The organism is Pseudomonas hormoni (assembly GCF_018502625.1).
Taxonomy (GTDB): domain Bacteria; phylum Pseudomonadota; class Gammaproteobacteria; order Pseudomonadales; family Pseudomonadaceae; genus Aquipseudomonas; species Aquipseudomonas hormoni.
In genome coordinates, this window is sequence record NZ_CP075566.1 from 1,242,915 (window position 1) to 1,267,795 (window position 24,881).

Here is a 24,881-nt window from a genome sequence, read left to right on the forward strand (position 1 = left end):
ACTTTTTGTTTCCAGAATGGGGTGAGGATGTTCGAGGAAGAAAACGCGCAGTGGGGCCTGGTGCATGCCCTGGTGCTGGATGGTAAAGGCGGTGCGCGTTCGATAGCCCGGACTGAACTCGATGACTTGCAGCTGCAGGCGCATGAAAGCCTGTGGCTGCACTGGGATCGCAGTCATCCGCAAACCCAGACCTGGCTGCGCAAATCCAGCGGTCTGAGTGAATTCAGCTGTGATCTGTTGCTGGAAGAAAACACCCGTCCGCGTCTCTTACAGCTTTCCGACAGCGAACTGCTGCTATTTTTGCGCGGGGTCAATCTGAATCCCGGTGCCGAACCGGAAGACATGGTCTCGGTGCGGATTTTCGCCGCGGCACAGCGGGTGATTTCCCTGCGTCTGCGTCCGTTGCGCGCCACCGATGAATTGCTGGTGCAGCTCGGCGAAGGCAAAGGACCGAAAACCGCCTCCGAACTCATCCTTTATATGGCTCAGTACCTCACCAACAAGGTGCAGGATCTGGTCGGTTGCCTCTCGGAAGTGGTCGATGAGGAAGAAGAGAAGCTGGATACCGACGAACGGTATACACCCGAACATGACTCCATTTTGCAGATCCGTCGAAGGGCGGCTGCGCTGAAACGTTTCCTGGCGCCGCAGCGGGATATTTTCGGACAGCTGACGCGGATAAAACTACCCTGGTTTGTTGAAGATGACGGCGATTACTGGAACGAATTGAACAACAGCCTGACACGCTATCTCGAGGAGCTGGAGTTGACCCGGGAGCGCGTGGGGCTGGTCCTGGAGGCTGAAGACCGACGTTTGAGCGTGCGCATGAACCGCACGATGTACCGCTTCGGGATCATCACCGGGATCTTTTTGCCGATGAGTTTTCTGGCCGGTCTTTTGGGTATCAACGTGGGGGGAATTCCGTTCTCTGCCAGCCCTTATGGCTTCCCGATTGCCTGCCTGATGATGGTTTCGGTGGCATTGGGGCAGTGGTGGTTATTCCGACGTTTGCGCTGGGTCTGACGATGAACCATGTGACCCGTGCAAATCTGACCGCGTCTTTCACAGACATCACGAGAGGTGCGTATGCACGATCCGTTTGAACAGTCTTTGCGCGACATGCTGAACGCTTCGCCGTCCACCCGTGACGACGATGCCTGTCTCGGCCGTGTCCTGAAAACCGCCAATCGCCAGGTCGGCGCCGGTGATCTGTTCAGTCTGCTGGGCCGCTGGCTGCCCGCGCTGATGATCGCCCTGAATAACGGATCGGCGCACGTTTCGCCGGTTTCCCGTCACCGTAAACCTACCGTTCGCACTGCTGATAAGGCTGATTGAATATGGAACTTGATCTCTGGACTCAGAGCCTCGTCACTGCAATGACTGCGTTATGGACCAAGGTTGCGAATTTCATTCCGAACCTGTTCGGCGCACTGGTCGTGTTGCTGTTGGGTTTTGTCGTTGCGAAACTTTTGGATACTTTGCTGTCCAAGTTGCTCGCCAAGCTCGGTCTCGATCGCTTGATGGGCGGCACCGGTCTGACAAAATTGCTGTCCCGGGCCGGCCTTCAAGTGCCGATTTCGACGCTGATTGGCAAAATTGTCTATTGGTTCGTTCTGCTGATTTTTCTGGTTTCGGCCGCAGAATCCCTTGGACTTGAGCGAGTTTCAGCTACGCTGGACATGCTTGCGCTGTATTTGCCGAAAGTTTTCGGCGCCGCGCTGGTGCTGCTGGTGGGTGTTTTGCTGGCACAACTGGCCAATGGGCTGGTGCGTGGAGCGGCAGAAGGCGTAGGGCTCGATTACGCCGCAGGGCTGGGGCGAATTGCCCAGGGCCTGGTAATTATCATCAGTATTTCGGTCGCGATCAGCCAGTTGGAGGTCAAGACTGACCTGCTGAACCATGTGATCGTGATTGTATTGATTACCGTTGGTCTGGCGGTTGCGCTGGCAATGGGTTTGGGAAGCCGGGAAATTGCCGGCCAGATTCTTGCGGGAATCTATGTGCGTGAGTTGTATCAGGTTGGGCAACAAGTGCGTGTTGGTGAGGTCGAAGGTCAGATCGAAGAGATCGGCACGGTTAAAACCACATTGCTGACCGATGAGGGTGAGCTAGTCTCTCTCTCCAATCGGATTCTCCTGGAGCAGCATGTGAGTAGCCGCTAACCCGGCAAACCCTGCTAATGTATGCCGCCGCAAAATGCCCTGAAGGGCTGCGGCGGACATTGACCTGACTGTCGGCCCGACTTGTTTTGAATAAAGCTCAATCGCTCTCCACGCGCTACGACCCCCGCGAGCTCTCTGATGAGGAGTTGGTCGCGCGCTCGCATACCGAGCTGTTTCACGTAACGCGCGCCTATGAAGAATTGATGCGGCGTTACCAGCGAACATTATTTAACGTCTGTGCACGGTATCTTGGGAACGATCGCGATGCAGACGATGTCTGTCAGGAAGTGATGTTGAAGGTGTTGTATGGCCTGAAGAACTTCGAGGGCAAATCGAAGTTCAAGACATGGCTATATAGCATCACGTACAACGAGTGCATCACGCAGTATCGGAAAGAACGGCGAAAGCGTCGCTTGATGGATGCTTTGAGTCTGGACCCCCTCGAGGAAGCGTCTGAAGAAAAGGCGCCGAAACCCGAGGAGAAGGGTGGACTTGATCGCTGGCTGGTGTATGTGAACCCGATTGACCGTGAAATTCTGGTGCTACGATTTGTCGCAGAGCTGGAATTTCAGGAGATCGCAGACATCATGCACATGGGTTTGAGTGCAACAAAAATGCGTTACAAACGCGCTCTAGACAAATTGCGTGAGAAATTTGCAGGCATTGCTGAAACTTAGTTCGGCGCAAATATCTCTTACGTGTAGGCAAGTTCTGATAGACTTGCCGCCGAGTTGTCCCCCGGTTTGCGGGACTGCTTCACAATCACCAGATGGGGATTTAACGGATGAAACTGAAAAACACCTTGGGCTTGGCCATTGGTTCTCTTATTGCGGCCACTTCGTTCGGCGCACTGGCACAAGGCCAAGGCGCAGTTGAAATCGAAGGCTTCATGAAGAAAGAGTACTACGACAGCCAGCGCGATTTCAAAAACGACGGCAACCTGTTCGGTGGTTCGGTTGGTTACTTCCTGACCGACGACGTTGAACTGCGTCTGGGCTACGACGAAGTTCACAACGTTCGTGGCGAAGATGGCAAGAACATCAAGGGCTCCGACACTGCCCTGGACGCTCTGTACCACTTCAACAACCCAGGCGACATGGTACGTCCGTACGTATCCGCTGGTTTCTCCGACCAGAGCATCGGCCAGACCGGTCGTGGTGGTCGTGACGGTTCCACCTTCGCCAACCTGGGCGCCGGTGCCAAGCTGTACTTCACAGACAACTTCTACGCCCGTGCTGGCGTTGAAGCTCAGTACAACATCGACCAGGGCGACACCGAGTGGGCTCCTAGCGTCGGTATCGGTGTGAACTTCGGTGGCGGCTCCAAGCCAGCTGCTGCTCCAGTTCCAGCACCGGCTGAAGTCTGCTCCGACAGCGACAACGACGGCGTTTGCGACAACGTTGACAAGTGCCCGGACACCCCAGCCAACGTAACTGTTGACGCTGATGGCTGCCCAGCAGTTGCTGAAGTTGTTCGTGTAGAGCTGGACGTTAAGTTCGATTTCGACAAATCTGTTGTTAAAACCAACAGCTACGGCGACATCAAGAACCTGGCTGACTTCATGAAGCAGTACCCATCCACCACCACTACTGTTGAAGGTCACACTGACTCCGTCGGTCCTGACGCTTACAACCAGAAACTGTCCGAGCGTCGTGCAAACGCCGTTAAGCAAGTTCTGACCAACCAGTACGGTGTTGAATCGTCCCGCGTTCAGTCTGTTGGCTACGGCGAATCCCGCCCAGTTGCTGACAACAAAACTGAAGCTGGTCGCGCTGTTAACCGTCGCGTAGAAGCGCAGGTTGAAGCTCAAGCTAAGTAATTAGCCCGCAGCTCTGAGAAAAGCCCGGCTTAGGCCGGGCTTTTCTTTGTTTGCAATTTGAGGGGGGTCAGGCTGACTGAGTGGCTGCAGGCGCAGACAGGTTTTGTGCGGCACAGGCCGCTACCGCGCCAATCACCAGAATGGCCGGGCTCTTCAGCTCAAAGGCGTAGGCATCTTCTTCCATCGCAGTCAGATCGCTCCGACATTCTCGTTGGTCTGGCAGGGAAGCGTTTTCAATCATCGCCACCGGCGTATCCGCCGCCATCCCTCCAACCAGCAACTGCTCGCGAATTTCACTCAGCTTCGCCACGCCCATGTAGATAACCAGTGTCGTGCCGCCTTGGGCCAAGGCCTGCCAATTCAGGCTGCTGCCATCTTGCGTGTGGGCCGTCACCAGCGTCACGCCCCGCGCAACACCCCTGAGGGTCAACGGGATATCGCATTGCGTCGCACCGGCCAACCCGGCGGTGATGCCATTGACCAGCTCGACATCGACCCCGCGCTCGCGCAGCCACTGCGCCTCTTCACCGCCGCGACCAAAAATGCACGGATCGCCGCCCTTGAGCCGCACCACGCATTTGCCCTGACGGGCATAACGCAGCATCAATCGATGAATGAACGCCTGAGGCGTGGAGCGACAGCCACCGCGTTTGCCCACGGCAATGATTCGCGCCTGTGGGCAATGCTCAAGCACTGCTTCGTTCACCAGATCGTCGATCAACACCACATCGGCTTCGTTCAACGCTCGAACAGCCTTGAGCGTCAGCAATTCCGGGTCGCCAGGACCTGCACCCACCAGCCAGACTTTTGCGTTCATAGTGTTTTCCTCACGAGATGACGGCGATCGGCTGCGCAGTGGCGGCCAACAAACGCTTGATTTCCGGAACGCAGGAGCCGCATTGCGTGCCGCAACCCAATTCTTGTTTCAAGCCTTGCAGGTCCAGGCCTCGGCGGATGCCGGCACAGACTGCGTTCTGGCTGACGTTTTTGCAGTTGCACAGGGTTCTGATGCCGGCGGCCGGCGCGCTGGCGTTACCTGGCGGCGCGCTCAGCGGTGCGAGCAGCCAGCGTCGCAGTTGCTGGTCGACGCGACCTTCGAGCCAGAGGTCCTGCAGCCAGTGCTGGGCGAGGGTTTCGCCGGCGAGACGAATCGCGGTAATTCGGCCGTTCTCGATCCGCACCCGTTTACCGATGGAGCGTCGAGGGTCGTCGTAGGCCAATACCGGACCGTCGTTGAGCCTCAGGCATTGGTCGATATCACGCAGCAATTGCGGATCTGGCGCTGCGGCGCTGGAAGCGCGTATGAGCAGCGCAGGGCGTTCGCGGCCTGCGAGGCTGAGGCTGACGTAGGAAAACGCCTCGCAGAGGGGTCGTAGCGTCTCAAAATGCTGTTGGATATCGCCCTCGACCAAGGTGAAAAGGTTCCAGGGCAGGTTTACCGGGTCAAGTCTTACTCCGGTGTGTTTGAGTTCCGGCTGTTTCGACAACGGATCAAACGCCGGTTGGGTAATCGAATTGATACCCCCCTTCAGGAAACGATCGCCCCAGTGCATGGGCAGGAAGGCCTGACCGGGACGCACACTGTCGTCGCTGCCGACGGCAACAATGACCGCGCCGCGACGGCTTTTCAGGCTGACCAGCTCGCCCGGTTGCAGTCCATGGTGGTGCAGTTCATCCGGGTGCAGGCTCAACACGGCTTCGCTGACATGGCCGAACAACTGCGCGGCAGTGCCGGTGCGGCTCATGCCATGCCATTGATCGCGCAGGCGGCCGGTGATCAGGGTCAGCGGGAATTGCCCATCGCGCTGTTCCCTGGCGGCGCGATACGGATCGGCGATGAATCGGGCGCGTCCACTGGCGGTTGGGAAAATCCCGTCCACGTACAGTCGGGCCGTACCTTTACTGGCGTTTGCAGGAAATGGCCATTGTTGTGGACCGAGGTGGTCGATCAGCTCATGGCTGATGCCGGACAGGTCCAGATCTCGGCCGCGAGTCAACTGCTTGTACTCATCGAAGATCTGCGCCGGGGTTTCGAACGCAAACAGGCTGTCGTGCCCGGGACGCAGATGTTTTTCCAGGCACTGTGCGAAATCCACCGTGATCGCCCAGTCTGAGCGTGCTTCACCGGGGGCGACAATCGCACGGCGGACGTGGGAAATCCGCCGTTCGGAGTTGGTCACCGTGCCGTCCTTTTCGCCCCAACTGGCGGCGGGCAGCAGCAGGTCAGCGAACGCGGCGGTTTCGGTGGTGCGAAAGGCCTCCTGTAACACCACGAACGGGCAGGCTTCCAGCGCCGCGCGCACGGCAGTCTGGTCCGGCATTGATTGCGCGGGGTTGGTGCAGGCAATCCACAGGGCTTTGATGGTCCCGCGACGAACCTGCTCAAACAGCTCGATAGCGGTGAGCCCGGTGCTTTCAGGCAACTGGTCAACGCCCCAGTAGGCTGCCACTTCTGCTCGGTGTTCGGCATTGGCCGCTTCGCGATGGCCCGGCAGCAAGTTCGACAGACTGCCGGTTTCGCGCCCGCCCATGGCATTCGGCTGACCGGTCAGGGAGAAAGGTCCTGCACCCGGACGGCCAATCTGCCCGGTGGCGAGGTGAAGGTTGATCAGCGCACTGTTTTTCGCACTGCCGGCGGTGGACTGGTTCAAGCCCATGCACCACAACGACAGGAAGCTCGGCGAGGTGCCCACCCACTCGGCACATTGTTGCAATTGTTCAACGCTGATCCCGCACAACTGCGAAACCATCGGCGGCGTGTAGTCGCGAACCAGGTCTTTCAGTTCGGCCAGCCCTTCGGTGTGGGCCTTGATGAAGTCGCGGTCGATCCAGTCTTCCCACAGCAACAGGTACAAAATCCCATGGAACAACGCGACATCGGTACCCGGAAGAATCGCCAGATGCAGGTCAGCCAAGTCGCAGGTGTCGGTGCGACGTGGGTCGATGACGATGACTTTCATCTGTGGCCGGCGGGATTTGGCTTCTTCCAGGCGACGAAACAGTACCGGGTGGGCGTAGGCCATGTTGCTGCCGACGATCATCACGCAGTCGCTCGATTCCAGGTCTTCGTAGCTGCATGGCGGGGCGTCGGCGCCCAGGCTACGTTTGTAGCCGACCACCGCCGATGACATGCACAACCGTGAATTGCTGTCGATGTTGTTGGTACCGACCAGCGCTCGCGCCAGTTTGTTGAAACTGTAGTAATCCTCTGTCAGCAGTTGCCCGGAGATGTAAAACGCCACGCTGTCCGGGCCGTGTTCGGCGATGGTTTTGGCGAAGAAGCTGGCGGCGTGATCGAGGGCTGTGTCCCAATCGGTGCGGCTGCGGGCCAGGCCTTTGCCGAGGCGCAGTTCCGGATACAGCGCTCGGGCCGCGAGGTCGCCGGTCAGGTGCAGGGTCGAACCCTTGCTGCACAGTTTGCCGAAGTTGGCCGGGTGGGCCGGATCGCCGCTGACGCCGAGGATGCGCTCGCCGTCATGCTCGATCAGCACGCCGCAGCCGACCCCGCAGTAGCAGCACGTGGAGGCGGTGAGCTGGCGGTTCATCAGCTGGCTTCCTTCAGGGTTTCACCAAACATCAGGTGATCGCGGCGCTCACCGATGTCCTGGTTCTCACGAATCTGCCGGAAATACCAACCGCCATCTGCCGTATCGCCATACAGACAGGCGCCTACCAGCACGTCACCCTTGATCACCAGTTTTTTATAAATCCCGCTGATGGGGTCGGAGAGGGTGATGGTTTCGGTGCCTTCGCCGCCCATGAAGTCGCCGGCGGAAAACAGGTCGATGCCGGTGACTTTCAGTTTGGTCGAGGTCACCGAACCCTTGTAGGTGGCGAACCCCAGTCGGGCGAGATGGTTGGCGCAGACCCTGGCCTGTTCGAACAGTGGCGCGACCAGGCCATAGGCGATGCCACGGTGGCTGGCGCATTCGCCGATGGCGTAGACCCGTGGATCGTAGGTTTGCATTGTGTCGTTGACCAGAATCCCGCGGTTGCAGGGGAGGCCGGACTTTTCCGCGAGTTCGGTCGCGGGGCGAATGCCGGCGGCCATCACCACCAGGTCGGCGGGAATGATGTCGCCATTGTGGAACTCGACCGAGCCGACCCGGCCATTGCCGGCATCGTGCAGGGCCCGGGTTTGTTCGCGAAGGCGAAAGTGCAGGCCGCGGGCTTCAAGCGCGGTTTGCAGCATTTGGCCGCTGACGTTGTCCAGTTGTCGCTCCAGCAGCCACTCACCGTTGTGCACCACGGTGACGTGCATGCCGCGCAGCATCAGGCCGTTGGCCGCTTCCAGACCGAGCAGGCCGCCGCCGATGACCACGGCGTGCTCGTGGGTTTTGGCGGTGTTGATCATGGTCTGAGTATCAGCGATGTCGCGGTAGCCGATCACGCCGTGCAAGGTGTTGCCGGGGATCGGCAGGATAAACGGGGTCGAGCCGGTGGCGATCAGCAGGCGGTCGTACTCGGCTTCGGTGCCGTCTTCGGCGATGACCCGGCGTTTGATCCGGTCGATCTCCACCACTTTACGGTTGAGCAGCAACTTGATGTTGTTGTCCAGGTACCAGTCCAGGTCGTTGAGCACGATCTCGTCGAAGGTTTGTTCGCCGGCCAGTACGGGCGACAGCAGAATGCGGTTGTAGTTGGTATGCGGTTCGGCGCCGAAGACGGTGATGTCGTACAGCTCGTTGCTCAGCTTGAGCAACTCTTCCAGGGTCCGAACCCCGGCCATGCCATTGCCGATCATCACCAGTTTGAGTTTTTTCATCAGGTTCTCCGGGGGCTCGGCACACATTTCGCGCAAACAAAAAAGGCGTCCCGCTAGTTGCCTAGCGAGGACGCCTTTGTCCTGGTCCCGTTATGTCGGGAAGCGCATCCTTCGTCGTTGAAGGCTGGGCTTTATATAAGTTGAGAGAGGTAATGCAGTGGTTGTGCCAAGTCATTCAAGGAAAGGATTTACGGGGCTGCGGGAGGGAGTTGAGGAAAGGATTCAATTTTTTTGCACTGAATAGAGGCAGCTTGCCCGGTACTGGAGCATGCGAAACCTGTGGCGAGGGAGCTTGCTCCCGCTCGATCGCGCAGCGATCGCAGATGGTTGGGTCTGCTTCGCAGCCCAGCGGGAGCAAGCTCCCTCGCCACATAGGATCTGTTCGAATCAGGATGAATGGAGAACTAGAAACAACAGCACCAGATTCACCAGCAAAGCCCCCAGCGCCAACGTCCGCCAGACCTTCATCGGCTCGCGCTCCAGCAACGGTCTGGGTCGCACACTCAAACTGCGCCGCTCGCCCTGTTCCAGTACCAGCAACCATTCTTCCGCCGTTTCATATCGCTCGTCCGGATTCACCGCCACTGCGCGCTCCAGACTCTGCGCGATCCATTCGGGCAGGTCGGGCCGGTAGCGACTGGCACTGACCGGTGCACCAAACCGCGGCCGCTGGAACGCTTCGATCTCGCCGTAGGGATAATGCCCGGTGAGCAGGAAATACAAGGTCACGCCGACTGCATACAAATCCTGTTGCGCCGACGGCGGGTCGCCGCGAAAGGCTTCCGGCGCGATATAGCTGGGTGTTCCGGGCAAGGTCGAGACCTGATCTTCAGACAGACCGGGGCAGTAGGCGAGGCCGAAGTCCAGCAGGCGCAGCTCGCCGTCGTCCCCCAGCAGCAGGTTTTCCGGTTTGATGTCGCGATGGAGAATCTGCCGTCGATGCAGCATGCCGACCGCCCGCAGCAAGCGTTCTGCCAGATCCTGCCATTGAGCCAGTGGCAGCGTTGCGGTTCGCTCACTCAAGTGCGCCAGGGTGGAGCCGGAATATTCACGCATCACGTAGTACAAATGCTGACGCTGACTGGCGGCATGGACTTCAGGGAAATGCCGACCGGCCACACGCTTGAGAAACCATTCTTCCGACAGCAACGCTTGCCCGGCCAGGTGATCGTCGCGCAGTGCACCGGGCAAGGTTTTCAGCAACCAGGGTTGTTGCTGAGCATCGCGCACCCGGTAAAGCAGTGATTGCTGACTCTGGGCGAGTATCGTTTCTACCTGCCAGCCCTCAAAGGACTGCCCCGGTTTCAGCGCCGGCGGCAGTGGCCATTGCTGCAGATGAATCAGCGCGTCGCCGATGTTCGTTTCACCGAGGGCGTCGACCCGCACCAATAACGCGCTGGCATTGTCCTGGCTGCCCGCCAGATGCGCCGCACTCACCAGGGTTTGTGCGGCGCTGTGCAAATCCGGTTGATCGCGCAGGATCGCCGCAATGGCGGTGTCACCCAGCACGGCCCAGATGCCATCGCTGAGCAGCACGAAACTTTCATCGAGGCGCAACTCACCATCGAGAAAATCCAGCACCAGATGCTGATCGAGGCCCAGTGCCCGTTTGAGCACATGCTGCATGCCCGGTTGGTCCCAGACGTGGTCTTCGCTGATCCGTTGCAAGTGATCGGCGTGCCAGCGATAAACCCGGCAGTCACCGACATGTGCCAGGGTAAATCGCCTGCCGCGCATGACCAAGGCACTGACGGTGGTGAGCAGCGGTTGCCCACCGCCGTTGGCCTGCAACCAGCGATTCTGTGCCAGCAGCAGACGATCCAGTGCCTGGGCGACGCCCCAGGTTTCCGGGGTGGCGTAGTAGTCCAGAGCCAGCGCCTGCAGGGTCGAGCGGGCGGCGAGCCCGCCATCGGCACACTGGCTGACGCCGTCGGCGATGGCGAACAGGTAACCCTTGCTCGCCGCCAGCGCCGGCGCGGGGGTGACCAGGCGCAAGGCGTCCTGATTCTCCTCGCGCGGTCCCATGGCGCTGGCTTCGGCGAAACTCAGTTGCAGGCTCATTCAGCCCTCACACCCGCGCGGCGGTGACGGCTGCCGAGCCCCAGGTGGTTCTCCAGCGACGTTTCACGCCGTGCAGACCGAACCAGGCGAGGACGCCAAGACTGGCGAACAGCCACAGGGCCAGTTGATAGCTGCCGGTGCTTTGCTTGATCGCGCCCATGCCCGCCGCGAGGGCGAAACCACCGATGCCACCGGCCATGCCGATCAAACCGGTCATCACGCCGATCTCACGACGAAAACGTTGTGGGACCAATTGGAAAACCGCGCCGTTACCCGCACCCAGACCGAGCATCGTGCAGACGAAAAGTGCCAGTGCCGCGTAGGAACTCGGCAAGTTGAAACCCACCGCCGCGATGCAGATCGCCGCCACTGTGTACATCGCCAGCAAGGTGCGAATCCCGCCAAATCGGTCGGCCAAGGCACCGCCCAAAGGACGCATCAGACTGCCGCCGAACACGCAGGCCGCGGTGTAGTAACCGGCGGTGACCGGGCTCAGGCCATATTGGTCGTTGAAGTAGCCGGGCAGGGCGCTGGCCAGGCCGATGAAGCCGCCGAAGGTCACGCTGTAGAAAAACATGAACCACCAGCTGTCGCGGTCGCCCAAGGCTTTGAAGTAGTCGGACATCGACTTGGCTTTCGGCCGTTCAGGGGCATTTTTGGCCAGCCAGGCGAAGACAATGATGGTCAGGATCAGCGGGATCAGGGCGAAGCCGAACACGTTGCTCCAGCCAAACGCGGCGGCCAGCACCGGAGCGATCAGCGCCGCGAGCACGGTGCCCGAGTTACCGGCACCGGCGATGCCCATGGCTTTGCCTTGATGCTGCGGCGGATACCACTGCGACGCCAGCGGCAGCGCCACGGCGAAGGACGCGCCTGCCATGCCGAGGAACAGGCCCAGCAACAGCGCCTGTTCGTAACTGTGGATGCCGAGTTTCCAGGCACCGAACAGGGCACAGATGACGATCACCTGGCCGATCAGACCGGCGGTTTTCGGCGACAGGCGGTCCGCCAGCATGCCCATGATGAAGCGCAATACGGCACCGGCCAGAATCGGCGTGGCCACCACCATGCCGCGTTGTTGTGTGGTCAGGTGCAGGTCGGCGGCGATTTGCACCGCCAATGGGCCGAGCAGGTACCAGACCATGAAACTCAGGTCGAAATAGAGGAAGGCCGCGAACAGTGTCGGGGTATGGCCGGATTTCCAGAAGCTTGAATTCATCGCGCACCTCAGCTGTGAGTCGTCTCGAGAAGGAGTCATGAGCTTGCAGGTGGGGCGCCGCAACGGCCGCACCACCGGCCCCGGGCTGTGGGGCCAAAACAAAAAAACGCCGCCACCGGATTCGCCTTGGGCAAATGAGGTGAGCGACGTCTTTGTCGTAGGTGGGGCAACCGCCGTTGGTTACCTGTAGCGGTTACCTAGCGAGATCTGTGCCAACAGTCGGTAAGGAGATTGTTGTGGCGAGGGAGCTTGCTCCCGCTTGAGTGCGCAGCACTGACAAAACAGGCAAGCCTGCTGGATTTTTGGGGGCCGCTTCGCAGCCCAGCGGGAGCAAGCTCCCTCGCCACAGAGGGGATGGAGTCAGCCCAGCAACTCACTCATGGCAATAATCTGCTCCGCCACCTGAGTCAGCTTCTGCTGGCGGCTCATGGCCTGACGGCGCATGAGGGTGTAGGCCTCTTCCTCGTTGCAGTCTTTCATCTTCATCAGCAACCCTTTGGCCAGCTCGATGCGCTTGCGCTCGGCCAGTTGCTGGTCGCGGGCGTGCAGTTGGGCGCGCAGGGCCTGGTCGCTTTCGAAGCGCGCCATGGCCACGTCGAGAATCGGCTGCAAGCGTTGTGCGTGAATGCCTTCGACGATGTAGGCGCTGACCCCGGACTTGATCGCCTGGCGCATCACGTCGGGGTCATGTTCGTCGGTAAACATCACGATCGGCCGCGGCTGGTCGCGGGACACCAGCACCACTTGCTCCATCACATCGCGGCTCGGTGACTCGGTATCGATCAGGATGACGTCCGGACGCACCGTTTCGACGCGCGCGGGCAGGTCGATGGTCAGGCCGGATTCGTCGATCACTTCGAATCCGGCTTCGGTCAGGGCCGCTTTCAGCCGGCCGACTTTCTTCGCGGTGTCGTTGATCAGCAGGATACGCAACATGTTCGCAGTCTCCTGTCAGCGGCTGGCGAGTAGGGGCGAGCTGTCGCTCATGGCGTGCAGCTTGAAACTGCGGGCATAACCGGCCGGGTCGCAGCCGTCCCAGATTTTGCCGTCGATCAACTGGCTGCTGCGTATTTCCTGGCCCGACGAGGCGACACCGACGGCTGTCGCAGCCTCTCGATACAAGTCTAGTTGCTGGACCTGACGGGCCACCGCGAGGTAGTCCGGGTCGTCGCGCAACAAGCCCCAACGGCGGAACTGGGTCATGAACCACATGCCATCGGACAGGTAAGGCAGATTGACCTCGCCACCGCCATGGAAGCGCAATGCGTGCGGGTCTTGCCAGCGATTACCGAGACCGTCGGCGTAATCGCCGAGCAGGCGCGGTTCGATGCAATCGAGCGGTGCATCCAGGTAATCCGCAGCGCTTAACAGCTGGGCAGTGCTGCGGCGATTCTCGGCACTTTCGTCGATGAAGCGGCTGGCTTCCAGAATCGCCATCACCAGCGCCCGGGCGGTGTTGGGGTATTGCTCGACAAACGCGCGGGTGCAACCGAGGACTTTTTCCGGATGGTCGGGCCAGATCGTCTGGGTCGTCGCCATCGTGAAGCCTAGATTCTGTTTCACGGCGCTGGCGGACCAGGGCTCACCGACGCAGAACCCGTCGATCCGCCCCGCTTGCAGGTGCGCGACCATTTGCGGTGGCGGCACCACCACGCTGTTGACGTCGTGCAGCGGATGAATGCCCTGGCTCGCCAGCCAGTAATACAGCCACATGGCGTGGGTGCCGGTCGGAAATGTCTGGGCAAAGGTGAGTTTTGGGCGAGTTTGGTGCACGTGGCGGTCCAGTGCTTCAGGACCGGTCACGCCGAGCGCCTGCAAGCCATGGGAAAGGTTGATGCTCTGACCGTTCTGGTTCAGGCCCATCAACACCGCCATGTCGGTGGCTGCGACGCCGCCGAAGCCCAGGTGCACGGCGTAAATCAGACCGTACAGGCTGTGGGCGGCATCGAGCTCGCCGCTGACCAGTTTGTCCCGCAGGTTGGCCCAGGAAGACTGGCGCTTGAGGTTCAAGGTCAGCCCGTAAGGCTGGGCAAAACCCTGGGTGGCGGCGACCACCACCGAAGCGCAGTCGCTCAGGGCCATGAAGCCGAGGTTGATGTCGGTCTTTTCCGGGGCATCGCTGCCGTTGACCCAGGCCAGCGGGCCGGCTGATGGTTCGTTCATCGCGTCTTCACCTTGCAAAAAAAAGCGTCGTCCCGGGTCCTCGCATGAGCAAGGCCGGGTGACGACGCCATTGTCCTGGCACTCATCCCGCCGTTGGCATGAGTGCTGATACCTCTGAGGGTGCAAGGCATATGCCAGCCCGGGTTTCATCAGTTTTCCATCAGGACTTCCCGCGCCCTGTCTTTCATCCTGCCGACCCTTCATCGTCAGGCTGCAAAGGAGGTTGGCGTGCAAACCGAATCACTTCGTGCCACCACATTCCCGGATGCTCGTTCCGGCGAGCGCGTGCTGCATCTGCGTGTCAGCGAATCGACCGAACTTCTGGGCTCGGCGCAGCGCCACCGGTTACCCGGCGGCTGGGAAGGGCTGATCGCGGTCAGCGAGACCCTGCAAATGCGCGGCGGCTGTGTGCAGGTGCTGCCGCTGTTCGAAGCACGGCTGGTGAAACTGCAGGTCTTTTTTGACCTGAGTGACGCGCTGATGGGGCAACGGCCTAGCCATGCCCCGTGGGCGCTGTTGCCGGTCACGTACGAGACCCTTCGGTCGGAACCCGCGCTGGAGCGCTGGTACATCGAGCAGGCCATGAGCGGAAGTCCGGCCTACCACGCCTTCGCCGACGTGCTGCGGCATACCGAGAGTTACGGGCTTGTGCGATTCCTGCTGGAGCAGGGCACCCGCAGTGAAAAACTGTCCGACCTGGCGCAACGCTACGGGGTTTCCGTGTCGCACTTTCGTCGATTGTGCCGACAGGCGCTGGGCAGTGCAGCCAAGCCTGCATTGCGTGGCTGGCGCACGGCTCAGGCGCTGTTGAACATGAGTCTGCGGGACTGCTCGCTGACGGATGTCGCGCTGGAGTTCGGCTTTGCCTCTTCTTCGCATTTCTCCAAGGAAATCCGCGAACTGGTGGGTTTCACGCCCAGCAGCCTCGCCGACATTACCTACCTTCCAGGCAAGTGAGCCGATGAACCGCCGATCGTTCTCCTTATCCCTATTGCCCGTCTGCCTGACCACGGTGTTGCTGCTCGCACCCTGTGCCGCACAGGCTGCTGTCTACAATTTCGAGGCCCGCGAACAAAGCGTGCGCACTTTTTTCAGCGAGCTGTCCGGACCGCTGGGCAAGCCGGTTATCGTCAGCAAGGCCGCTGCGGCAAAGCGGATTTCCGGTACGTTCGATCTGCTCGCGCCACAACGCACCTTTGAGCGAGTCAGCGCGCAAATGGGCCTGATCTGGTACAGCGATGGTCAGGCGATTTATCTGTATGACGCCCCGGAACTCAAAAGCTCGATGGTGTCGCTGCAGACCCTGACCGTGGCGAAGCTTCAAACATTCCTGGAACGCTCCGGGTTACACGATCGCCGTTATCCGTTGCGCCACGATGGTCTGCGTACGTTCCATGTGTCCGGTCCGCCGATGTATGTCGATCTGGTCACGCAAGCGGCCGGGCTGATGGATAACCAGCGCTCGGAACTGTTGCTGGGCAAGCAGCAGATCGGCGTTATCCAGGTGCGAAACACCTTTGTGAGCGACCGCAAATACGAGTTGCGTGATGACAAGGTGACGATTCCCGGGTTGGCAACCGTGATTGAGACCTTGCTGCGCGGTGAACGCAACGGCGTCGAGCCCGCGGTGGCGCAAGCCCCGGCACAGCGCCCGCCGGGCTTGATGCCGGCGTTTCCGCTGGAAGGCCTGGCGAGCGCCCCTTCGGATCAGGACCCGTCCGCGCCGCGAATCCTCGCCCGCGACACGGCCGCCGGGAACATTCGGGTCGTGGCCTATCCCGACACCAACAGCCTGCTGGTCAAGGGGTTGCCGGAGCAGGTGCGCTTTATCGAGAACCTGGTCAGCGCGCTGGACACGCCCAAGCGCCACGTGGAGTTGTCGTTGTGGATCATTGATCTGCACAAGGATGAGCTCAATCAGTTGGGCGTCAATTGGCAAGGCGTCGTGAATTCGGGCGGAAAATTCAGCGCATCGCTCAACGCCGGCTCGGCGACCACGCTCGATGGTGCGTCGTTCGTCACCCAGGTCATGGCGCTGGAGCGCACGAGCCGGGCGAATGTGGTGTCGCGACCGGTGATCCTGACCCAGGAAAATGTGCCGGCGATTTTCGACAATAACCGAACGTTTTATGCGCCGCTGGTGGGCGAGCGCAGTGTTGATCTGCAGCACGTGACCTACGGCACGCTGGTGAGCGTATTGCCGCGTTTCGCCCAGGCGGACGAAATTGAAATGTCGCTGAATATCGAAGACGGTAACGAAATCGAGAACCCTGGCCAGGGCGAACGACCGAGCGCTCTGCCGACGGTCGGCCGCACCCGGATCAGTACGGTGGCACGGGTGCCGCCGGGCAAGAGCCTGTTGGTGGGCGGTTTCACCCGCGATGACCACAGCGAACAGATCGGCCGGATACCGGTGCTGGGGTCGATTCCGTGGATCGGTCGGCTGTTCAGTTATCGGCAGAACCGCTCGGCCAATACCGTGCGGGTGTTCCTGATTCAACCCAAGGAAATTCGCGACACGCTGGAGCCGAACGCTGTTGAACCGGCTCCACAGTTGCTGACCCCGGAACAGCACGAACGCTTGCGCCGCTCCTATTTCCGGGCGGCAATAAAATGATCCTGCCGGCAATTTCCACCGGCGGGCGAGCGGCCCAGGCGCGGCTGAATGCCGAGAAGGCCGCAGAGCATCCGCAACCACAGGCGACGGCGGACACTGATCTCGACGAAAGCGGTACGGCTGCCATCATGCAACGTTTCGTGCAAATCAGCGATGAAATGTCGGCGGCATTGGCGCAGTTTCGTGGCCGACGGCATTTCGAACTGAAGTCCGACACCCTGACCGACAATTTCGAAAGGGTCCTGGACGACGATACCGTGCCCAAGGTGCGGCAGATTCTCAGCCTGGCGCGGCTCGCCGACAAACCCGTCAGCTGGTTGCTGCAAATGGCGCGAAAGCTGTTTGCCGATGACAGCGATCTGGCGTTGGTGCTGCGAGAACTGCTGCGCCGTAAAAAGCTCGAGAAAAGCACCCGTCAGCGGCTCGAAACGCTGTTACAGACGGTGGTCGCCCAGGCGTCCCCCAAGCGCATGAACGCCGGCATCAACGCCGCGCTCAAGGCCAGAATGTTCGGGGCGAGCATGGCTGTGCGCGCCGCGCTGTTGCGCGAAACGTACCGGGATTTTCTCGAGTCCGATGAAGGGCCGGTCAGTTGTTATCAGGACTGGATTGCGCTGTACGGTCCACCGCAACGCACACATGTGCTGGCCTTCATTGAAGCGGCGCTGCTCACCGATATCAGCGCCCAGGACCCGAGTTGCTCGCGCACAGAGTTTGGCCAACTGCTGGCCCGGCTGAATGACCTCAAGCGCCTGCGTTCAGCCGATGGTCTGTTCATCGGCGGCTTGCTGGGCGATGAACTGATCTGCCAGCACAACCCCGATGAGTCCGACTGGCTGGTGTTCCTGTTCGGCCTGTTGACCTGGCCCGATGAGCTCGACCAGTTGTTGCTCGGGGTGCTCGGTGAGCGCGTGCTGTTGAGCCTGCACCGTGAGCGCTCGACGCTGCTGCAGACGGTGCGCCGGTTCAGCCTGCAATTGCCGTTGCAACTGTTTGCCGATGAAGAGGCGCCGCTGCGCCTGGCGCAACAGTTTTCGCTGCTGGCCGACGTTGCCTACACCCACGAATGTATCGAACAGCGACGTCTCGGCGGTTGCTCATGATTTTTTCCCGGAGCTGACCTGCCATGCTCAATGTGTTTTTGCGCAACGTCGGCGCTCGCCCGGAGCTGCTGATCCTGACACTCATGGTGATGATCATCGCCATGCTGATCATTCCGCTGCCGACGGCGCTGGTGGATTTTCTCATCGGCCTGAACATCGTCATTTCGCTGCTGGTGTTCATGGGCTCGTTCTACATCGAACGCATCCTCAGTTTTTCCACGTTCCCGGCGTTGCTGCTGCTGACCACCCTGTTTCGCCTGGCGTTGTCGATCAGCACCAGCCGCTTGATCCTGAGCCAGGCCGATGCGGGCGAGATCATCGCGTCCTTCGGTGAGTTCGTGATCGGCGAAAGCCTCGTTGTGGGTTTCGTGATTTTTTCGATTGTCACCATTGTCCAGTTCATCGTGATCACCAAAGGCTCGGAGCGGGTCGCCGAGGTCGCGGCGCGCTTCTCTCTGGACGGCATGCCGGGCAAGCAAATGAGCATCGACGGCGACCTCAAGGCCGGCGCCATCACCGCCGAGGAAGCCAAGGAAAAACGCAGCGTGCTGGAGCGTGAAAGCCAGTTGTATGGCTCCTTCGACGGCGCGATGAAGTTCATCAAGGGCGATGCGATCGCCGGCATCATCATTATCTTCGTTAACTTCATCGGCGGCATGGCCATCGGTGTCGGGCAAATGGGCATGGACATGTCCACGGCCTTGTCGACTTACACCTTGCTGACCATCGGCGATGGTTTGGTCGCACAGATACCGGCGTTGCTGATCGCCATCGGCGCCGGCTTCATCGTGACTCGGGTCAACGGCGACGACAGCAACCTGGGACGCAATATGCTCGCCCAGATGCTCGGCAATCCGTTCGTGATAGGCGTCACTGCGCTGCTGGCGGTGGGTGTCGGTTTGCTCCCCGGTTTCCCGTTGATGACTTTTCTGCCGATTGCCGCGGTGCTGGCGCTGGTGGTGTTTATCCGGCATCGAAAGGCCTCCAGGGTGGCCGGCGACGGTGAAAGCCGTGTTGCAGACACCGGGCAAGACGCGCTGCAAACCGGGTCGGGATTGCTCGATGACGTCGATAACATCGCCACCGAGACCATCGCCCTGATGCTGCTGGTGCCCACGTCGCAACTGGACGCGTTGAACAAAGCCCGTTGGGCGGCGCGCTTTCGCAGCCAGTTTTTCGTCGACTACGGCTTGCGGATACCCGAACCGCAGTTACGCGCCAGCGAGGCGTTGCCGGCTCATCAAGTGGCGGTGCTGATCAATGAAGTGCGTGCCGAGCAGTTCGATATCCATTTCGATCACTGGCGTCTGCTCGACTATTCGCCAGACCTTGAGCCCCTGGGTTTTGCCTTGGTGCGCGGCAACGACAGCAATCGTCTGGGCGGTGTCTGGGTCAACGCCGTCGACAAGGAGCGAGTGCAACAGCTGGGCTATCAACTGCGCCCCGCGGACGAGGAGTGCTATCGCTGCCTGGTCACGTTGCTGGCGCGCAACATCCAGGAGTTTTTCGGCGTGCAGGAGACCAAGCAACTGCTCGACGAAATGGAAACCCGCTATCCCGATCTGCTCAAGGAAGTGTATCGCCACGTCACGGTGCAGAAGATCGCCGAGGTCCTGCAACGCCTGATCGGTGAGCGCATTTCCGTGCGCAACATGAAGCTGATTATGGAGTCGCTGGCCCACTGGGCGTCGCGGGAAAAGGACGTGCTGGCGCTGGTCGAACACGTTCGCGGGGCTATGGCGCGCTACATCAGCAACAAATTCGCCCACGGCAACGACTTGCGCGTCCTGCTGTTATCGCCGGAATTCGAAGAGGTGGTACGCCGTGGCATCCGGCAAACCTCGGGCGGCAGTTTCATCAACCTGGAGCCGGCCGAGTCGGAAGAGCTGATGGACCGCCTGAGTGTCGGCCTGGACAGCCTGCACATTGCGCACAAGGACATGGTGCTGCTGTGTTCGGTCGATGTGCGGCGCTATATCAAGAAACTGATCGAGGGGCGGTTCCGGGAGCTGGACGTGATGTCGTTCGGCGAAATCTCCGAGACCATCTCGGTCAATGTCATCAAGACCCTCTGAGGAAACCCTGTAAATGATACCGATCGATATTGCCGACCTGTTGCGTGAAGCCCTGCGACACAGCGGCTGTGTGGATAGCCAGATAGGACACTTCGACGGCCACAGCACCATTGAGATGCAGATGAAAAACCTGCCCGACGTCAGCGTGGCCGTGGTGGAAGGCGATGTGTGGATCTGGGCCGCAGTCGCGCAGGCGACCCCAAACGTCATGAACCATTGCGCCTTCGAATTGATGCAGTTCTTGCTGGAAGGCAATGCTTTTTCTCGCACCGGCCAACTGCACCTGTGCGAAGTCCAGGGGCAGCTCGAACTGCGCTTGATGGCCAATGATCATGCCCTGGGTGACGCCGAGCATTTCGCCCAAGCCCTGGATGCTTTTGTGCAGTCGATTGAAACGCTGTGCGAACTGTTGCGCCGATGAGTATCCGGCTGGAACGGCAGGCCGCCCATCCCTTGCGCTTGAGCGGTCCATTGATCGAAGCGGCGCTGGACAATGTGGTGGTCGGCGAAGTCTGCGAAGTGCGTCGTCATTGGCGTTCGCCGCATGTGGCGGCCAGGGCGCAGGTCATCGGCTTCAAACCTGGCGCCGTCCTGCTCAGTTTGCTCGGCGACGCCAAAGGTCTGTCCAGAGAGTCGATGATTGTCCCGACGGGCTCGACATTACGGCTGAGCTGCAGCGATGCCTTGCTGGGCAGCGTGGTCGATCCCCAGGGCAATATCGTTGAGCGACTGGCCCCGTCGACAGCCTTTGAGCAGCAGGATTATCCGGTGGACGCCGATCCCCCGTCGTACCACCAGCGACGGCCGGTAGCAGAGCCGCTGAGCACCGGGATTCGCGTTATCGATGGCTTGTTGACCTGCGGTGTCGGTCAGCGCATCGGCATTTTTGCCGCGGCCGGGTCCGGCAAAACGACATTGATCAATATGCTGATCAGCCACACCGACGCAGACGTTTTCGTCATTGGCCTGATCGGCGAACGCGGGCGTGAAGTGACCGAGTTCATTGAGCATCTGCGTCAATCCGCGAAGCGGTCACGTTGCGTGGTGGTGTATGCCACCTCGGATTTTTCCTCGGTGGACCGCTGCAACTCGGCGTTGCAGGCCACCGCCATCGCCGAGTATTTCCGCGACCAGGGCCAGCGAGTGGTGCTGTTGCTGGACTCGTTGACCCGTTACGCCCGCGCTCGCCGCGACCTGGCCCTGGCCGCGGGTGAAGCGCCGGCCCGACGCGGCTATCCGGCGTCGGTGTTCGATGCCTTACCACGTTTGCTGGAGCGGCCCGGTGTGACGGCTTCCGGCAGCATTACCGCCTGGTACACGGTCCTGCTGGAAAGTGACGACGAGCCGGACCCGATCGCCGAGGAAATTCGCTCCATTCTCGACGGCCACATTTACCTCAGTCGTGCCCTGGCGGCCAAAGGTCATTACCCGGCGATCGATGTCTTGCGCAGCGTCAGTCGGGTGGCGACGCAAGTCACCAGCGCGCAGGTGCAGCAACTGGCCGCGTCGACCCGGGAAACGCTGACGCGCCTGGAACAGTTGCAGATTTTCCTCGACATGGGCGAATACACCCATGGCGCCGATGTCGCCAACGATCAGGCTCTGCAGCGCCGCGAAGCCTTGACTCACTGGCTGCGTCAGCCGACGGGCGAATGTAGCGGGCCTGACGAAACCCTGCGGAGCCTGAATGAACTCATTGCCTGACCGGCGACGCCTGTTGGCGTTCAGCCAGTTCCGTCAGCAACGCGGTGAACAGGCCGTGCTGCGCACACAACGACAGTTGCAGCCGCTGCGGGGCGAACTCGCCGGTTTCGAGGGGCAAGAGGCATCGCTACAAAACCTGCTGGCCAGCCATCGCGCCACCGATTGCGTTCTGGATCACGGGCAATTGTTGGCGCTGCTGCGAACCCAGGCGGTCATCCGGCGGCAGATTGATCTGGTACGCCTTGAGCGCGACCGCGTGGACGGGGAGTGCAGGCAGCTTGAACAGTCGTTGCAAGCGCAACGCGAGCAACTGCGTTGTCTGCAACGCAAACACGACAAATACCAACGGTCGGTGCAGCAACTGTTGCGCGCGCAACGGCTTGAGCAGGTGCGCCGGGAAGAACGGGAGATAGAAGAGATGACCGGAGTACGGCGATGAAAAATATTCCTGCGGTTTCACCGGGATCGGCTCAAACGCTGGAACCTGCTACCGAGGGGGCTGCGGATGAGCTGCGCGACACACTTGTACCGGCGCAAGAAGATGAGCTGCCGCAAGGTGTGCTGGATTTGCTCGCGACGTTGAGTGTTCGTCATCGATCCGAGGCGTTGGTCCCTTTGGGCGTTCAGAATTTGGATCGTCGTGGTTTGGTCGAAAGCATTCGCGAGCAGGTCGAATCGTCGCACCGTCGCACCCCCAAGGAAACGCATTCCAATGTGGGTGATCAGGGTTTGGATCGTCGTGGCCTGGACACACGCCTTCGCGAGCAGGTCGAATCGTCGCACCGTCGCTCCCACATGGAAACGTATTCCAATGTGGGAGCGAGCCTGCTCGCGAAGGCGACCGTACCGGCGCCGATCGATCCCCAAGGTTCACCGCGAGTGTCCATCGAAGCGCCTTCAACCACGCCTGAGCCTCTGTCCAAAGAGCAAGCAGCCAACATCAGTACCCCGACAACCCTCGCCGCCGACGCGCCACTGCCCGAAGCGTTGATGAACCTTCACAGCGTGCGCCATGCACTGTCGGCCGCACCGGTCTCCATCCCTTTGCCTGCGACACCAATACCCAAACCAGCCCTCGACATGATGATCGAAACGCTGCCCGGTTCCAGCCGCGGCCTGTTGCAGGTGCCCTTCAACAAAGGCGCCGCCAGCGGGCAAGTGACGATCACTCGAGTGCCGGACGACCCCGTTCAGAACCTGCAGCTCAGTCCGAGCAACACCCTGGTCTTCGAACAACTCAAGGCACCTTTTGAACTGGCCCGGGATCCCGGCTGGCGGCTGACCGATACGGGTGGCGAGCAGCAACATCAGGGTTCGCAGCAGCAGCCGGATGAAGAGCAGGCCGAACAGCAGGAACTTCCAGCATGAGAGCGCTGACGTTGCGCCGCGTCGACGCTTCGGCGCACGCCCGCAGGCAAGCGGTGCAACGCTGGCGCCACGCCGGTCATGGTGCTGGCATGGGCCGGCCGGATCGGCTGCCCGGCTACTTGCAATTTTTCGCTCGCAGCAATGAAGGCGACTGGCGGGGGCTGATCCTGGCTCGCGACTGGCTGCATCGCTCCCTACCGCAGTTGCCCTCGTTGCTGACGGTCGAGTGCCCGGTGACGAGTATCGTCGAGTTGTTCCGGGCGGTGCCGCGACCTCTGCCGAGGGTGGGCGAGCTGTCATATCAAGCGTTGGTCGACCTCCAATTGATCGCCCCGACCGAACTGCCGACGCACGATTTGCCCTGGCTCGATACGCCTCATGGGCGAGTGTGGTTGACGCAGTTACCACCGACACAGGCTTCCAATAACTCGCTTGGACCGGAGTCATGGCTGGCTGATTTGCCGCTTCGCCTGCAACTGCTGCTGGGCTTCAGCCACCTGCGTTACGTGCGGTTGGGGCAGGGCGACGTCCTGCGCATCACCCACCAAACGAACCAGTGTCTGTTGGCCACTCAATGCATCGGCGTGTTCACGTTCACTGAAGAGGGATTACACATGCAATCGACAGTTACCGATTCAAATCAACAGGTAGCCGCAGACGCTGAAGCGGGTGTCGAGCTCGGTGCTCTGCCGGTGCGTCTGGAGTTCCTGCTCGCCACCCATGAGATCGACCTGGGGACGCTGTCACAGATCATCGATGGCCAACTCATTCCGCTGGCAGCCGATGCTGCCCGGCACATCGAAGTTCGGGCCAATGGCAAGCGCGTGGCCCGTGGGGAGCTGGTGCAGCTGGACGATTAGTTGGGCGTCGAGTTGCTCGAGGTTTATCGGAACACTGCCGATGAATGATGTCTCGCTGATTGCGCTGCTGGCGTTCGCATCACTGCTGCCTTTTCTGGTGGCCGCCGGAACCTGTTACATCAAGTTTTCCATTGTGTTTGTCATCGTGCGCAACGCCCTGGGATTGCAGCAGGTACCGTCGAACATGGCGCTCAACGCGATCGCCTTGATGCTGGCGATTTTCGTGATGACGCCGGTCATGAAGCAGGGTTATGGCTATTACAAGGAAGAAGCGGTGGCCTTCACCGATATCGAGTCGGTGGTGGACTTTGCCGAGAACGGTCTGGGTGGCTACAAGGATTACCTGCGCAAGTACACCGACCCCGAACTGGCCCTGTTCTTCGAACGTGCACAAGCGGTTCAGAGTGATTCCGAGGACAGCCTGCCCGCCGATGAACAACTCACGCCCTCCTTGTTTTCGCTGTTGCCGGCCTATGCACTGAGTGAAATCAAAAGCGCGTTCAAGATCGGCTTTTATCTGTACTTGCCGTTCGTGATCGTCGATCTGGTGATCTCCAGCATCCTGCTGGCGCTGGGCATGATGATGATGAGCCCGGTGATTATTTCGGTGCCGATCAAACTGGTGTTGTTTGTCGCGCTGGATGGCTGGGCGCTGCTGTCGACCGGTCTGGTCAAGCAATACCTGACGTTACTGGCATAGGGGCGTCGACATGAACGATCTGGTTTATGCCGGCAATAAAACCCTGTACCTGATTCTGTTGATGGTGGCCTGGCCGATCATTGTCGCCACGGTGGTCGGCCTGGTGGTGGGGTTGATTCAGACGGTGACCCAGTTGCAGGAGCAGACACTGCCGTTCGGATTCAAGCTGCTGGCGGTCGCGGCGTGCCTGTTTCTACTCTCGGGTTGGTACGGTGAAACCCTGCTCGATTTCAGCCGTGAAGTCATCCGTCTGGCATTGGGTTAG

The 24,881-nt window shown here is 60.4% G+C and carries 22 protein-coding genes and 1 pseudogene; 16 read left to right on the plus strand and 7 right to left on the minus strand.

Annotated elements, in window-relative coordinates:
- Positions 1-27: 27 nt before the first annotated feature.
- The 5 genes from KJF94_RS05760 to KJF94_RS05780 all read left to right on the plus strand — a co-directional run bounded on the left by KJF94_RS05760 (position 28) and on the right by KJF94_RS05780 (position 3,981).
- Entirely contained in the window at positions 28-1,023 is a 996-nt protein-coding gene (locus tag KJF94_RS05760) for a zinc transporter ZntB (RefSeq protein WP_214381821.1), read from the plus strand.
- Between the two features lie 63 nt (positions 1,024-1,086).
- Positions 1,087-1,335 carry a hypothetical protein gene (locus KJF94_RS05765; RefSeq protein WP_007944521.1) on the plus strand — a complete coding sequence of 83 codons (249 nt, stop codon included), beginning with the start codon at positions 1,087-1,089 and terminating at the stop codon, positions 1,333-1,335.
- A gap of 2 nt (positions 1,336-1,337) precedes the next feature.
- On the plus strand, positions 1,338-2,162 hold the full coding sequence (locus KJF94_RS05770) for a mechanosensitive ion channel family protein (protein ID WP_008027407.1): 825 nt from the start codon (positions 1,338-1,340) through the stop codon (positions 2,160-2,162).
- A gap of 86 nt (positions 2,163-2,248) precedes the next feature.
- The gene (gene sigX, locus KJF94_RS05775) at positions 2,249-2,839 is read left to right on the plus strand and encodes an RNA polymerase sigma factor SigX (protein ID WP_017337463.1); all 591 of its coding nucleotides are present in this window, start codon (positions 2,249-2,251) and stop codon (positions 2,837-2,839) included.
- A gap of 107 nt (positions 2,840-2,946) precedes the next feature.
- Positions 2,947-3,981, plus strand: coding sequence for an OmpA family protein (locus KJF94_RS05780; RefSeq protein WP_214381823.1), 1,035 nt, complete (start codon positions 2,947-2,949; stop codon positions 3,979-3,981).
- A 67-nt stretch (positions 3,982-4,048) separates the two neighbouring features.
- On the opposite strand, the gene cobA is transcribed toward KJF94_RS05780, so the two are convergent.
- The 7 genes and pseudogenes from cobA to KJF94_RS05815 all read right to left on the minus strand — a co-directional run bounded on the left by cobA (position 4,049) and on the right by KJF94_RS05815 (position 14,189).
- Complete coding sequence (gene cobA, locus KJF94_RS05785; RefSeq protein WP_214381825.1) at positions 4,049-4,798, minus strand: uroporphyrinogen-III C-methyltransferase; 750 nt, start codon at positions 4,796-4,798, stop codon at positions 4,049-4,051.
- 10 nt (positions 4,799-4,808) lie between these two features.
- Entirely contained in the window at positions 4,809-7,526 is a 2,718-nt protein-coding gene (locus KJF94_RS05790; RefSeq protein WP_214381827.1) for a nitrate reductase, read from the minus strand.
- Between the two features lie 20 nt (positions 7,527-7,546).
- Positions 7,547-8,746, minus strand: a pseudogene (locus KJF94_RS05795) (NAD(P)/FAD-dependent oxidoreductase); the annotation flags it as partial.
- Between the two features lie 387 nt (positions 8,747-9,133).
- Positions 9,134-10,807, minus strand: a complete 1,674-nt coding sequence (locus KJF94_RS05800) for a bifunctional protein-serine/threonine kinase/phosphatase (RefSeq protein ID WP_214381831.1) — start codon at positions 10,805-10,807, stop codon at positions 9,134-9,136.
- Between the two features lie 7 nt (positions 10,808-10,814).
- Positions 10,815-12,026: a nitrate/nitrite transporter gene (locus KJF94_RS05805; protein ID WP_214381833.1), complete on the minus strand. Its 1,212-nt coding sequence runs from the start codon at positions 12,024-12,026 to the stop codon at positions 10,815-10,817.
- A 360-nt stretch (positions 12,027-12,386) separates the two neighbouring features.
- Positions 12,387-12,962: an ANTAR domain-containing response regulator gene (locus KJF94_RS05810; protein ID WP_214381835.1), complete on the minus strand. Its 576-nt coding sequence runs from the start codon at positions 12,960-12,962 to the stop codon at positions 12,387-12,389.
- Positions 12,963-12,977: 15 nt separating this feature from the next.
- Entirely contained in the window at positions 12,978-14,189 is a 1,212-nt protein-coding gene (locus KJF94_RS05815) for a CmpA/NrtA family ABC transporter substrate-binding protein (RefSeq protein ID WP_214381837.1), read from the minus strand.
- A 228-nt stretch (positions 14,190-14,417) separates the two neighbouring features.
- Here KJF94_RS05815 and KJF94_RS05820 point away from each other — a divergent pair, with 228 nt between their 5' ends.
- Genes KJF94_RS05820 through KJF94_RS05870 form a run of 11 tightly spaced genes read left to right on the plus strand, consistent with a single transcriptional unit; the run spans position 14,418 to position 24,881 of the window.
- Positions 14,418-15,146, plus strand: a complete 729-nt coding sequence (locus KJF94_RS05820) for a helix-turn-helix domain-containing protein (RefSeq protein WP_250548223.1) — start codon at positions 14,418-14,420, stop codon at positions 15,144-15,146.
- A 4-nt stretch (positions 15,147-15,150) separates the two neighbouring features.
- Positions 15,151-16,806: a type III secretion system outer membrane ring subunit SctC gene (gene sctC, locus KJF94_RS05825; RefSeq protein ID WP_214381839.1), complete on the plus strand. Its 1,656-nt coding sequence runs from the start codon at positions 15,151-15,153 to the stop codon at positions 16,804-16,806.
- Positions 16,803-17,909, plus strand: a complete 1,107-nt coding sequence (gene sctW, locus KJF94_RS05830; protein WP_214381841.1) for a type III secretion system gatekeeper subunit SctW — start codon at positions 16,803-16,805, stop codon at positions 17,907-17,909. The genes sctC and sctW overlap by 4 nt, the downstream gene beginning before the upstream one ends.
- Positions 17,910-17,932: 23 nt before the next feature.
- Positions 17,933-19,984: an EscV/YscV/HrcV family type III secretion system export apparatus protein gene (locus KJF94_RS05835; protein ID WP_214381843.1), complete on the plus strand. Its 2,052-nt coding sequence runs from the start codon at positions 17,933-17,935 to the stop codon at positions 19,982-19,984.
- Positions 19,985-19,997: 13 nt separating this feature from the next.
- Positions 19,998-20,405: an InvB/SpaK family type III secretion system chaperone gene (locus KJF94_RS05840; RefSeq protein ID WP_214381845.1), complete on the plus strand. Its 408-nt coding sequence runs from the start codon at positions 19,998-20,000 to the stop codon at positions 20,403-20,405.
- On the plus strand, positions 20,402-21,688 hold the full coding sequence (gene sctN / locus KJF94_RS05845; RefSeq protein ID WP_214381847.1) for a type III secretion system ATPase SctN: 1,287 nt from the start codon (positions 20,402-20,404) through the stop codon (positions 21,686-21,688). The genes KJF94_RS05840 and sctN overlap by 4 nt, the downstream gene beginning before the upstream one ends.
- Positions 21,672-22,127, plus strand: coding sequence for a type III secretion protein (locus tag KJF94_RS05850; protein WP_214381849.1), 456 nt, complete (start codon positions 21,672-21,674; stop codon positions 22,125-22,127). The genes sctN and KJF94_RS05850 overlap by 17 nt, the downstream gene beginning before the upstream one ends.
- Complete coding sequence (locus tag KJF94_RS05855) at positions 22,124-23,056, plus strand: SpaN/EivJ family type III secretion system needle length determinant (protein ID WP_214381850.1); 933 nt, start codon at positions 22,124-22,126, stop codon at positions 23,054-23,056. Before KJF94_RS05850 ends, KJF94_RS05855 begins: the two co-directional genes overlap by 4 nt.
- Positions 23,053-23,916, plus strand: a complete 864-nt coding sequence (locus tag KJF94_RS05860; RefSeq protein WP_214381851.1) for a FliM/FliN family flagellar motor switch protein — start codon at positions 23,053-23,055, stop codon at positions 23,914-23,916. The genes KJF94_RS05855 and KJF94_RS05860 overlap by 4 nt, the downstream gene beginning before the upstream one ends.
- A gap of 40 nt (positions 23,917-23,956) precedes the next feature.
- Positions 23,957-24,616, plus strand: a complete 660-nt coding sequence (locus KJF94_RS05865) for an EscR/YscR/HrcR family type III secretion system export apparatus protein (RefSeq protein ID WP_214381852.1) — start codon at positions 23,957-23,959, stop codon at positions 24,614-24,616.
- A 10-nt stretch (positions 24,617-24,626) separates the two neighbouring features.
- The gene (locus tag KJF94_RS05870; protein WP_020795892.1) at positions 24,627-24,881 is read left to right on the plus strand and encodes an EscS/YscS/HrcS family type III secretion system export apparatus protein; all 255 of its coding nucleotides are present in this window, start codon (positions 24,627-24,629) and stop codon (positions 24,879-24,881) included.